This window comes from Micromonospora sp. CPCC 205554 (genome assembly GCF_036902745.1).
Taxonomy (GTDB): domain Bacteria; phylum Actinomycetota; class Actinomycetes; order Mycobacteriales; family Micromonosporaceae; genus Micromonospora; species Micromonospora tulbaghiae.
In genome coordinates this window covers 46,738-57,478 of record NZ_JBAKHP010000034.1, presented here as the reverse complement: position 1 = coordinate 57,478, position 10,741 = coordinate 46,738, and the positions used below count along the sequence as shown (strand labels likewise).

Sequence of the window (10,741 nt, the reverse complement as noted above, 5' to 3'; positions counted from 1 at the left end):
ACCTTCGCCCCCAGCACCAAATGGCACGACTACTTCGGCCTCACCAGCGAAACCACACTCTGAGCCCGACGGCGAGCGACGCCGGCCCGGATCGGGACCGGCGTCGCTCGCCGTCCACCTACCGCTCCACCACGTTGCGCGAGCTGGAGGCAGGCCTGACCGACGGGCTGGCCTTCGCTGCCGCGCTCACGTTGCTGGTCGTGGCGGGCTGTCGCGGTGCGGCTGCGGCAGCGGCGTCACCTGCGCCTGGCCACCTGACCGGCGGGGACGTGGGCGGAACCCGGGGAGACGATCGCGGTCAGGCCGGCGGTGGACAGCGTCGCCCCGCCCAGGTCGAGACGCCCACCGGTCGGGTCCCGCGATTCCGGGACCAGTATCCGGCCGGCGAGCAGGCAGATCACCACGATCGGGACGTTCACCAGGAAGATCGCACCCCAGGGCAGGTGAGCCAGGACGAGTCCGCCGATCGGCGGCCCGGCGGCGAAGCCCAGCGCACTGGTCGCCGCCCAGATGCCGATCGCCGGGGACCAGCAACAACATCTTCCCGCTCGTCCCCGGCGTGGACGGCGTGGTACGCGACGAGAAGGGCAACGTCCGCTGCGTGGTCCTGCACGATACGCCCCTTGGAACCTTCGCCGAACGCACCCTGATCGACCCTCGCGCAGCGTGGTTCTACCCGACGGCGTGGACCCGGTGCGGATCGCCACCGCCATGAACCCGGGCGATGTCATCCTGGATCGCGCTGACGCGCCGCATCAACTTCACCGCGGGCCAGCGCGTCCTTGTCCTCGGCGCCGTCGGCAACGCAGGTCGGATGGCGATCCAGATCGCGAAGTACCGTGCTCGCTCGTCGAGCTCTTCGACGTCTGCATCGCCGGCCTCATGCCCACGACCGAGGAGCCGGTCGCCGGCGGACGTGGCCTCGCACCTGCGCTCACGTATTGCTGCTCAGCCTCAGCCACGGCGCTCACTGTCGATCACGTGCCCTCGCCCAGCCACCGCGCACGAGAAAGGAGCCGGATGGGTTGCGGGCCGACAGCCACGCCGAGGCCGGTCCGGCGCGTCGGATTTCCCACAGCGGGTGCCCGGACCGGATCCGCGGCGAGCGCGGGCCGTTATGGTGGGGACGCCGTGGTGTTCGGGAAGCCGGTGTGATGCCGGCGCGGCCCTCGCCACTGTGATCGGGAGACCGTCGGCCCTCGTCGTTTCGCGAGGTCACTGGGCAGAGATGCCTGGGAAGGCCGGCCGGCGGTTGCTTGTCCCGTCAGCCAGGAGACCGGCCACGGCACGTTCGTCCCCGTCCACGAGGTGTTGGAAGGCGGTCCCGCTGTGCGGTTCCCCATGCCCTGGCGCGTTGCCGCGCCGTTGTTGCTGTCCACTGTGCTGCTCACCGGCTGCGGCGCCGATGCCAAGCCTGCTGCCGCACCACCGGCGGTGTCCGCTGGACCGGTCGCGGTGACCAACTGCGGCACCCCGGTGACCATCACGGCGCCACCGATGCGGGTCGTCACAATGAACCAGGCCGCCACGGAGATCATGCTGGCCCTGGGCCTGCAAGATCGGATGATCGGCACGGCCTACCTCGACGACGCGATCCTGCCCGCCTACGCGGACGCCTACGCGAAGATCCCGGTGCTGGCCAAGGAGTACCCGACCAAGGAGAAGCTGCTCGAGGCCGAACCCGATTTCGTGTACGCGTCGTACAACAGCGCGTTCGGTGACGAGGGGGTCGGTGACCGCGCCGACTGGCAGAAACTCGGCGTCGGCAGCTACGTCTCCCCTGCCGGGTGCCCGGCGCAGACCCGGCCGGCGAAGCTCGCCATCGGCGACGTGTTCACCGAGATCCGCGAGCTCGCGGCGATCTTCGGGGTGAGCGACCGCGGCGAGAAGCTGATCGCCGACCACGAGGGCCGCATCGCCACGGCCGCAGGCACCGCCCGCAACGTCAAGGTCTTGTGGTGGGACGGCGGCAGTGACGCCCCGAGCGTCGGCGCCTGCTGCGGCGCCCCCAACATGATCATGTCGGCGGCCGGGGTCACCAACGCCTTCGCCGACCTCACCGGCAGCTGGGGCGACACAAGCTGGGAGACCGTCACCGACCGCAACCCCGAGGTCATCGTGCTCGTCGACGCGAGCTGGGATCCCGCCGCGCAGAAGAAGACCTTCCTCGCCGGGCACCGCACCCTCAAGGACCTGCCCGCGGTCAAACAGCAGTGGTACGTGGTGATCCCGTTCTCGTCAACCACGGCCGGTGTCCGCAACGTCCTCGGCGTCGAAGCCCTCGCCCAGGGCATCGCCGCGCTGCCGTCCGGGGCCCCGAGCTGACCGCCGTCACCACCCGGCCCGCCCCGGTGCGCACCCACCGCCCGGTGCGGGCGGTCGGCCTGGCCGCGCTCGTGCTGGCTCTGGTCGCCGGTCTGGTGCTGTCGGTGGCCGTCGCGGTCACCATCGGCCCGGCCGACCTGACTGTCGGGACGGTGTGGACGGTCGTCGCCGGCCACCTGGGACTCGCGAACTCGGACGTGCCGCTGCTGCGCGACCACATCGTCTGGGACCTACGTTTGCCCCGGGTTCTCGGCGCCGCCACGGTGGGGGCGGGCCTGGCCGCGGCCGGTGCGGTCATGCAGACCGTCACCCGCAATCCCCTGGCGGACCCGTACCTGCTCGGGGTCTCCTCAGGGGCGTCGCTGGGCGCGGTCCTGGTGGTCGTGGCCGGCATCGGTAGTGGTGTAGCCGCGCTGACCGGCGGCGCCTTCTTCGGCGCCCTTGTCGCGTTCCTGCTGGTCGTGGGCCTGGCCGGGAGGTTCGAGGCATTGTCGCCGACGCGCGTGGTGCTGACCGGGGTCGCGGTGGGACAACTGTGCGCGGCACTGACCTCTTTCGTGATCATCTGGGTGGCCGACCCGCACGCCACGCAGAGCATCACGTTCTGGCTGTCCGGGTCGATGGCCCGCGCCGACTGGACGGCCCTGGGCTGGGCGGTACCGGTGCTGCTCGTGGTGCTGGCAGTGGTCGGCTGGCACGCCCGTACCCTCAACGCCTTCGCCTTCGGTGAGGAGGCCGCCGCGAGCCTCGGCGTCGAGGTGAACCGGCTGCGGTGGCTGCTGCTGGTCGGCACCGCCCTGCTGACCGCCGTGCTGGTCGCGGTCAGCGGCGCGATCGGGTTCGTCGGGCTGATCCTCCCGCACGCCGCCCGCCTGATCACCGGACCGGACCACCGGCGGCTGCTACCGGTCGCCGTGCTCGCCGGCGCCATCTTCCTGATCTGGGTCGACACCGCCGCCCGCACCGTCTTCGAACCGCGTGAGCTGCCGGTCGGGGTGCTGACGGCACTGGTCGGGGTGCCGGCGTTCTTCCTGATCCTGCGCCGCCGGGAGGTACGCGGCTGATGCTCCAGATCTCCGACGTCTCGTGGGCGGTGCCCGCCGCCCGCATCCTCGACCACGTCACCGGCACCGTACCGGCGGGCAGCCTGGTCGGGCTGCTCGGCCCGAACGGATCCGGCAAGACCACCCTGCTGCGGGCCGTCGCCGCCCTGGTGCGCCCGGATACCGGCAACATCACACTCGCAGGCGACGACGTGGCTCGGCTGCGGCGCCTTGCCCTGGCCCGGCGCATCGCGTTGCTGGCCCAGCACGCCGAGACCGACCTCGACCTGACCGTCCGCGACGTGGTCCTGCTCGGCCGTATCCCGCACCGCCGGACCCGCTGGTCCGACACCGGCAGCGACCATGCCGCCGCGGTCGAGGCACTGGGCCGGGTCGACCTGGCCGGGTTCGCCGACCGTAAGTGGCAGACCCTGTCCGGTGGGGAACGCCAGCGCGTCCAGCTCGCCCGCGCGCTGGCCCAGGAGCCGGAACTGCTGCTGCTCGACGAACCCACCAACCACCTCGACATCGGCCACCAGCTTCAGCTGCTGCACTTGGTCCGCCGATCGCAGGTCACCGCCCTCGCCGCGCTGCACGACCTCAACCTGGCCGTCATGTTCTGCGACACCGTCGTCGTGCTGCACCACGGCCGGGTCGTCGCCGCGGGACCACCCGCACGGGTGCTCACCCCGGTGCTGCTCGCCGACGTGTACGGCGTCGACGCAGACGTGCGGGTTCACGACGGGCGGACCGTCATTGAGTTCCGGCCGCCGTCATGACCCGGCACGTGCTGCCGGTGCCCGGTCGGTCACCCACCACGCTGGCCACGACACGATCCACCAGCTCGCCGAGCAGGTGGCCGCGCGTCTGGGCGTACCCGTGCACAGGTGTTTCCTCGACGGCGCGCAACCGTTGCTGCACGCGGCGCTCGACGCGGCCACCGACGACGCCGAGGTCGTGCTGGTGCCGTGCCACGTGCCGCCCGACCGCTACCTCGACACCTGGATCCGGCGGGCCGTCGCACACCGGCGGCAGACCAGCGGCCGGGTTGTGCCGATCGCCGTCACCGCACCGCTCGCCGCACAGCCCGCCCTGATCGATGCGGTGATCGAGGCCGTCACCGGTGGCCATGCCGCGCTCGGCGGCTCGTCAGGGCCGTTCCGCAGCCCGGCCTGGTCGCAGATCACCCGGCACCGGCGGCACGTGCTGGTCTGCCGCGGGCCACGCTGCACCGCCTACGGCGCCAACGACGTCGCCGCAGCCCTCACCGGCCGGCGACTTAGAGCTCCTAACTCTTTAAGCGTTGGAGTCGGCGCCAGCAGATGATGGCGCAGGCGAGAGTGAGGAACGCTTCGTGGATGTCGTCGCGGATCTCCCAGCGGATGCGCAGGCGGCGGAACCAGTGCAGCAGGGCGATGGTCTGCTCGACGACCCAGCGTCGGGTGCCGAGCCCAGAGCCGTGTGGGACGCCGCGTCGGGCGATGACAGGTGTGATGCCGCGGGTCCGTAGCTCGCGGCGGTACTTGTCGAAGTCGTAGCCGCGATCGGCGTAGATGCGGTCGGGTCGCTGCCGGGGCCGGCCGCGGATGCCCTTGATGCGGGGGATCTTGTCGACCAGGGGCATGAGCTGGGTGACGTCGTGGCGGTTGCCGCCGGTCAGTGCCGTGGCGAGGGGGATGCCGCCCGCGTCGGTGATGACGTGGTGTTTCGAGCCTGGCTTGCGGCGGTCGACCGGGCTCGGACCGGTTTTGGGCCGCCCTTGAGCGCCCGGACGTGGGAGCCGTCGATCACCGCCCGGGACATGTCCAACTGGCCCGCGGCGCGGAGTCTGCCGAGCAACACCTCGTGCAGGCGCTGCCACACGCCAGCGTCGTTCCAGTCCCGCAACCGGCGCCAGCAGGTCATTCCTGAGCCGAAACCCAGCTCTTGGGGCAGGTACTCCCACGGGATCGCGGTGTAGAGCACGAACAAGATCCCGCACAGCACCTTGCGGTCATCGAGAGGCTTGCGGCCCGGGAGCCGTCGCCGCCGGGGCGGACGGGGCGGCAGCAGCGGTGCGACCTCGGCCCAGAGTTCGTCCGAGACGACCCACGGCGGCTGCTCACCCCTCCTCACGTTCAGACAGAACGATCCTCGCGTCCCGAGGACACGCCCAACATCATTTCGTTAGGAGCTCTTAGAAGCGGCGATCGTCGAGCACTTCGGCTCGTTCGATGCCTTCAGCGCGCAGCTGTCCACCGCGACCAAGGGGGTGCAGGGCTCCGGTTGGGGCGTGCTGGCGTGGGAGCCGCTGTCGCAGCGCCTGATCGTCGAGCAGGTCTACGACCACCACGGCAACGTCGGCCAGGGTTCCACGCCGATCCTTGTCTTCGACGCCTGGGAGCATGCTTACTACCTGCAGTACAAGAACGTGGGCCCGGACTACGTCGACCGGCTGTGGAACCTGGTCAACTGGTCGGACGTGACCCGGCGGTTCGACGCGCCCCGCGCCGTCGGCAACCCGATCATCCTGGCACCGTGACCGAGGCCGGCCCCGGGCCGGCGTTCCTCGCGGCGCAGCAGGCGGCGGGAGTCATCGCGGCCAAAAACCGCGGTGACTTCGCCGGCGCCGAGGAACTGCTGGGCGCAATCGGCGACGAGACCGTGCGCACCCGGGTTTCATGCTGCTCGCCGAACTCGCCCTTGACCCTGGTCCGGTCACAGACAGGGCAGAGCATGGACGAACTCGTCCAGGAGGTCACGTTGCTGATGGCCGAAGTGGTGGGCAGCGTCGGACACCAGCCCGGGCTGAACCTCGCCCACGCCGAGCCCGGCGGTCCGGCGGACGGACAGCAGGCGATACTGGGGCGGTGGAAGGACAGGCTCGCCGAACCGGGCGGCTCATGGTGGCGGGCACGACATCGGACGCGGGCAAGAGCCTGGTGACGACCGCGTTGTGCCGGGCGTTCGCACGGCGCGGTGTCCGGGTCGCTCCGTTCAAGGCACAGAACATGTCGAACAATTCGATGGTGTGTGCGGGTGGGGCGGAAATCGGCCGTGCCCAGTGGGTGCAGGCGCTGGCGGCGGGCGCAGAGCCGGAGGCGGCCATGAATCCGGTGCTGCTGAAGCCGGGCGGGGACCGGCGTAGTCACGTCGTGGTCATGGGCGAGCCCGCGGGTGAGATCAGCAGCCGCGAGTTCATCGGCGGCCGGACGCATCTGGCCGAGGCCGCGTATGCCGCGTACGACGATCTGTCGTCGCGCTACGACCTCGTCGTCGCCGAGGGTGCCGGCAGCCCGGCGGAGATCAACCTACGGGCCGGTGACTACGTGAACATGGGCCTGGCGCGGCACGCGGGGATGCCGGTGCTGGTGGTCGGCGACATCGACCGTGGTGGTGTCTTCGCGGCACTGTACGGCACGGTGGCACTGCTCGAACCGGCCGATCAGGCCCTCGTCGCCGGGTTCGTGATCAACAAGTTCCGCGGTGACGAGACGTTGCTCGCACCGGGCCTGCAGCGGCTGGAGGAGCTTGTGGGACGCCCCGTCCTAGGCACTTGGCCCTGGCGATCTGACGTGTGGCTGGACTCCGAGGACGCGCTCGACCTGCAGGGCCGGCGCGGTGACGCTGCACGTGACCTGCGGGTGGTTGTCGTACGGCTGCCGCGGATCAGCAACTTCACCGACGTGGACGCGCTGGGGCTGGAACCGGGCGTGGACGTCGTCTTCACTGCCGACCCGCACGACCTGGCCGGCGCTGACCTCGTGGTGCTGCCCGGAACCCGGGCCACCATCGCCGATTTCGCCTGGCTGCGCTCGCGCGGGCTGGACCGGGCGATCGTCCGGCACGCCGAGGCGGGACGTACGGTGCTGGGAATCTGTGGCGGGTTCCAGATGCTCGGCCGGCACGTGCACGATCCCGAGGGCGTCGAGACCGACGGGCCGGCGAGCGTACCTGGCCTGGGCCTGCTGCCGGTCGAGACGACATTCACCGCACGCAAGGTGCTGCGTCTGCCGAGTGGTGCAGCGCTGGGCGCGCCCGCGTGGGGTTACGAGATTCATCACGGTCACGTCACCCGTGCGGCCGGAGCCACCGAGTTCCTGGGCGGCGCACGGGACGGCAACGTACTGGGCACGATGTGGCACGGCAGCCTGGAGTCCGACGCCCTGCGCAGCGCCGTGCTCGGACTCGCCGCGACCGCGAGCGGCCGGACATTCACGCCCTCGGGCGTCAGTTTCGCCGCGGCCCGGCAGGCCCGGCTGGATCTGCTCGCCGACCTGGCGGAGAAACACCTGGACGTCGATGCGCTGCTGAACCTAGCCGAGCGGGGCGCTCCCGCGGCGCCGGTGATCGGACCCTACGCGTGAGGATTCTCGTGCTCGGTGGGACGGGCGAGGCCCGCGCGCTGGCGGCCTCGCTCGTCGACGACGGTGCCGTGGTCGTGACCTCATTGGCGGGGCGGGTCGCGCGTCCCCGGCTGCCGGTGGGGCAGGTCCGCGTCGGTGGCTTCGGCGGGATCGCAGGACTGGCCGCGTACCTGGCGGAGACCCGGGTTGGTGCCGTGGTCGACGCGACGCACCCGTTCGCGGAGAAGATCAGCGCCAACGCGGCGGCGGCGTGCCCGGCCGCCGGGATTCCCCTGCTCCGTTTGGAACGGCCCGGCTGGGCCGCTCGCCCCGAGGCGTCGGCCTGGTACTGGGCCGGTGACCACAGTGAAGCTGCCCGGGTGGCGGCCGGTCTGGGCGACCGGCCGTTCCTCACCGTCGGACGGCAGTCGCTGGCGCACTTCGTCGAACCGTTGCGCCGGCACGCGTGCCTGGTTCGCGTGGTGGACGAGCCCGACATCGTCCTGCCGGTGTCGTGGAAGCTGCTGCGCAGCCGCGGTCCCTACACCCTCGCGCACGAGCGGGAGGTGATGGCGGGCACGGACGTTCTAGTTACCAAGGACTCCGGCGGTGACCACACGGTCGCCAAGCTGGCGGTCGCCGCCGAGCGGGCGATGCCGGTCGTGATCGTGCGCCGCGCCGGGCCGCCGGCCGGTGTGCCGCTGGTCCGTGACGTGGACGCCGCCCTGGCGTGGGTGCGGGCGTTGCCCGCACCCTGACGCGAGGTTCAGCCGGGAAGGTTCAGAGCGTGGCCGCCAGCTCCTGGCGGCGCAGCCGCTCGGCGGCACGGTCCGCGTCGCGTCCGACCAGACCAGTCAGCATTGCACCCAGGACCGCCCAAGTCGCGGCCAGGGTCGTGATCGACGAGATGCGGAAGTACCAGAGTGTGTCGGCCGGGAAGCCGCCGACCTCGTTGACCGTCGGTAGCAGAGCCCCGGCGACCACGACGACCACGAGATAGGCGCCGGCACCGGCCAGCACCGCCGAGTATGCGCCAAGCTGGGGCAGCAGACGCCGGGCCAGGACCACGGCGCCGATCGCGGCGGCCAGGCTCAGTGCCCAGAACCCGAAGTACAGCGCGGTCCGCTCGTTGATCGTGTCACCGGAGCCGACCGCCGGTGGTGTGGCGGGGTACTTGAGGAACGGCACAAGGGCGGTGGCGACGAAACCGACGGCGGCGACCACCGCGGTGCTGGCCCGTGCGGACAGGGAGCCCAGACGCCCGGCGGCGAAGGCGGCAGCGAGCGCGGTCGCTCCACCGAGGACGATGCCCACCAGGATGGTGCCCAGTGCCAGGCCCCCGGTGGACTGGGTGCCACGCGAGACTTCGGCCTCCTCCTCATCGTGGCTGTGAGACTGCTCGGCGGTGGCATTGTCGTGCGGGTGCTCGGCGGCACCGGCTTCCTCCAGGGCGATGGCTGCATCGACCTGGGGTTCGGCGACGACGTAGGAGACGAGGAAGGCCGCGAAACCGGCGATGAGCCCGGCCAGCAGCCCGTGAACGAGAAAAGTGCGAGGGGTCATCAAGGGTCCGTTCGAGAGCCGGCCGCGGGCAGCACGAAACGCCCGCAGCGCCGGTGACGAGGAAAGACGAAAACTCCGGCCGGGCCGGGCGAACTGCCGCGTGGCGTGGTGTCAGTGGCAGGGGAAGCCCAGCACGTGCCGTGCGTCGTGCGTCAGCTCGTGGATGAAGGTGCCCTCGAAGACGGAGAACGCTCCCTGCTCGGCGCCCACGAAATACAGGACGACGGCGGTGACCAGCGCGAAGAACAGCGCCCAGGGGGCGAGCGCGCGAACGGGGATGGTGGGAAGAACGGCCGGAATGGCCGTGGTCGCCTGAGGCATGACACTCCTTGGGATGCTGCGTCCCGTCGATGGGTGGTCGACCTGGCTGGAGGGTCTGGCTTCGCCGCGAGCGGCGTCACAGTAGCGCGACTGCGCCGGATTCACACCGGCTTCCTTCAGCAGGGTGGCACGACCATATCAGGTATCGGAGCAACGCGACGCTGTCGCGACTGCCTGCACGGCGGCCGGTCCGAGGGCGACGACGTGGCCGATCACCGTTACGGCGGGCGCGCCGATGCCGGCCTCGGCGGTGTCGGCGACGACGTCGGCGAGGGTACTGCGCAGCACCCGCTGGCCGGCCGAGGCGGCGTCCGCGACGACGGCGCATGGTGTGTTCCGGTCGAGACCGGCGGCGACGAGCGCGTCGGCGATGGCCGCGAGGTTGCGCATGCCCATCAGCACCACGAGGGTGGTGCCGGTGCGGGCGAGGGCGGCGTAGTCGATCGACGAGTCGGGATGGCCGGGCGGTACGTGGCCGGAGATGACGGTGAAGCCTTGCACGAGTCCGCGGTGGGTGACCGGGATGCCGGCCAGCTCCGGGGCCGCGATGCTGGAGGTCACGCCGGGTATCACGGTGGTGGGGACGCCGGCTTCGGCGCACGCGGTGACTTCCTCGAAGCCGCGGCCGAAGACGTACGAGTCGCCGCCCTTGAACCGCACAACGTGCCGTCCGGCGCGGGCGTGCTCGACGAGCAGCGCGTTGATCTGTTCCTGGCTCGTGCTCCGCCCGTACGGGATCTTGGTGACGTCGATGATCTCGGCGTCCGGGCGCGCCCACTTCAGGGCCTCCCACGGGGCGAGCCGGTCGGTGAGGATCACGTCGGCCTGCTTGACGGCCGCGCATCCGGCGACGGTGACCAGCCCTGGATCGCCCGGGCCGGCGCCGACCAGCGTGACGTGTCCGGCCGTTCGGACCGCTGCCGGTGCCCCGGCCTCCGAGGGTGCGACGGTACGCAGCACGACGTCGAACCGGCTCTCGTCGACCGGGGTGGTGACCCAGGTCAGGCGTCCGCGGAGGGCGAGGTCCTCCAGCGCGGCGCACACGGCCGGCGCGGCGACGGTGACCAGGGCGCGCTTGTGCAGCAGCGCACTGACCGTGACGGCGGCGGGTGCGCTCCCGTCGAGGACGAGCACGCTACGGCCGGTGAGGTTCAGCTGCATGTG

11 protein-coding genes, 2 pseudogenes and 2 riboswitches are annotated in these 10,741 nt (G+C 71.3%); of the genes and pseudogenes, 8 read left to right on the top strand and 5 right to left on the bottom strand.

The window, feature by feature from the left end; genetic code table 11:
- Nucleotides 1-287: 287 nt before the first annotated feature.
- Nucleotides 288-527: pseudogene (locus tag V6U82_RS27965) on the bottom strand (MFS transporter); the annotation flags it as partial.
- Between the two features lie 588 nt (nt 528-1,115).
- A riboswitch (cobalamin riboswitch) is annotated at nt 1,116-1,299 on the top strand.
- A gap of 42 nt (nt 1,300-1,341) precedes the next feature.
- Here V6U82_RS27965 and V6U82_RS27960 point away from each other — a divergent pair.
- From V6U82_RS27960 to V6U82_RS27945, 4 genes and pseudogenes are all read left to right on the top strand, one after another.
- A complete protein-coding gene (locus tag V6U82_RS27960; protein ID WP_334466375.1) occupies nt 1,342-2,325 on the top strand; it encodes an ABC transporter substrate-binding protein in 984 nt (327 codons plus the stop codon).
- A 26-nt stretch (nt 2,326-2,351) separates the two neighbouring features.
- Entirely contained in the window at nt 2,352-3,389 is a 1,038-nt protein-coding gene (locus V6U82_RS27955) for a FecCD family ABC transporter permease (RefSeq protein WP_334466372.1), read from the top strand.
- A pseudogene (locus tag V6U82_RS27950) lies at nt 3,389-3,896 on the top strand (ABC transporter ATP-binding protein); the annotation flags it as partial. The gene V6U82_RS27955 and the pseudogene V6U82_RS27950, both read left to right, overlap by 1 nt.
- 228 nt (nt 3,897-4,124) lie before the next feature.
- The gene (locus V6U82_RS27945) at nt 4,125-4,694 is read left to right on the top strand and encodes a (2Fe-2S) ferredoxin domain-containing protein (protein WP_334466366.1); all 570 of its coding nucleotides are present in this window, start codon (nt 4,125-4,127) and stop codon (nt 4,692-4,694) included.
- Here V6U82_RS27945 and V6U82_RS27940 read toward each other — a convergent pair.
- Nucleotides 4,657-5,483 (bottom strand): IS5 family transposase gene (locus V6U82_RS27940; RefSeq protein WP_334466363.1). Its coding sequence is split into 2 segments (ribosomal slippage): nt 4,657-5,120 and nt 5,120-5,483, totalling 828 coding nucleotides; the frame shifts between segments, so codons are not numbered across the junction. The two genes, V6U82_RS27945 and V6U82_RS27940, sit on opposite strands and share 38 nt — an antisense overlap.
- Nucleotides 5,484-5,556: 73 nt before the next feature.
- Here V6U82_RS27940 and V6U82_RS27935 point away from each other — a divergent pair.
- The 4 genes from V6U82_RS27935 to V6U82_RS27920 are packed head-to-tail and all read left to right on the top strand — an operon-like array spanning nt 5,557 to nt 8,451.
- Nucleotides 5,557-5,889 carry a superoxide dismutase gene (locus V6U82_RS27935; protein WP_442933475.1) on the top strand — a complete coding sequence of 111 codons (333 nt, stop codon included), beginning with the start codon at nt 5,557-5,559 and terminating at the stop codon, nt 5,887-5,889.
- On the top strand, nt 5,886-6,293 hold the full coding sequence (locus tag V6U82_RS27930; RefSeq protein ID WP_334466359.1) for a hypothetical protein: 408 nt from the start codon (nt 5,886-5,888) through the stop codon (nt 6,291-6,293). Before V6U82_RS27935 ends, V6U82_RS27930 begins: the two co-directional genes overlap by 4 nt.
- Nucleotides 6,251-7,714: a cobyric acid synthase gene (locus tag V6U82_RS27925; protein WP_334466381.1), complete on the top strand. Its 1,464-nt coding sequence runs from the start codon at nt 6,251-6,253 to the stop codon at nt 7,712-7,714. The genes V6U82_RS27930 and V6U82_RS27925 overlap by 43 nt, the downstream gene beginning before the upstream one ends.
- 8 nt (nt 7,715-7,722) lie before the next feature.
- Nucleotides 7,723-8,451 carry a cobalt-precorrin-6A reductase gene (locus V6U82_RS27920; protein WP_128139015.1) on the top strand — a complete coding sequence of 243 codons (729 nt, stop codon included), beginning with the start codon at nt 7,723-7,725 and terminating at the stop codon, nt 8,449-8,451.
- Nucleotides 8,452-8,473: 22 nt separating this feature from the next.
- On the opposite strand, the gene V6U82_RS27915 is transcribed toward V6U82_RS27920, so the two are convergent.
- From V6U82_RS27915 to cobA, 3 genes are all read right to left on the bottom strand, one after another.
- A complete protein-coding gene (locus tag V6U82_RS27915) occupies nt 8,474-9,256 on the bottom strand; it encodes a CbtA family protein (RefSeq protein ID WP_334466353.1) in 783 nt (260 codons plus the stop codon).
- A gap of 111 nt (nt 9,257-9,367) precedes the next feature.
- Nucleotides 9,368-9,577, bottom strand: a complete 210-nt coding sequence (locus V6U82_RS27910) for a CbtB domain-containing protein (protein WP_013476133.1) — start codon at nt 9,575-9,577, stop codon at nt 9,368-9,370.
- Nucleotides 9,576-9,716, bottom strand: a riboswitch (adenosylcobalamin (AdoCbl) riboswitch). Its footprint overlaps the gene before it by 2 nt.
- On the bottom strand, nt 9,716-10,738 hold the full coding sequence (cobA, locus tag V6U82_RS27905) for a uroporphyrinogen-III C-methyltransferase (RefSeq protein WP_334466347.1): 1,023 nt from the start codon (nt 10,736-10,738) through the stop codon (nt 9,716-9,718). Its footprint overlaps the riboswitch before it by 1 nt.
- Nucleotides 10,739-10,741 lie beyond the last annotated feature (3 nt).

Coding starts and splice junctions, on each gene's coding strand:
- V6U82_RS27960 (WP_334466375.1), top strand. CDS start 1,342: ATGCCCTGGCGCGTTGCCGCGCCGTTGTTGCTGTCCACTGTGCTGCTC.
- V6U82_RS27910 (WP_013476133.1), bottom strand. CDS start 9,577: ATGCCTCAGGCGACCACGGCCATTCCGGCCGTTCTTCCCACCATCCCC.
- cobA (WP_334466347.1), bottom strand. CDS start 10,738: ATGCAGCTGAACCTCACCGGCCGTAGCGTGCTCGTCCTCGACGGGAGC.
- V6U82_RS27925 (WP_334466381.1), top strand. CDS start 6,251: ATGGTGGCGGGCACGACATCGGACGCGGGCAAGAGCCTGGTGACGACC.
- V6U82_RS27915 (WP_334466353.1), bottom strand. CDS start 9,256: ATGACCCCTCGCACTTTTCTCGTTCACGGGCTGCTGGCCGGGCTCATC.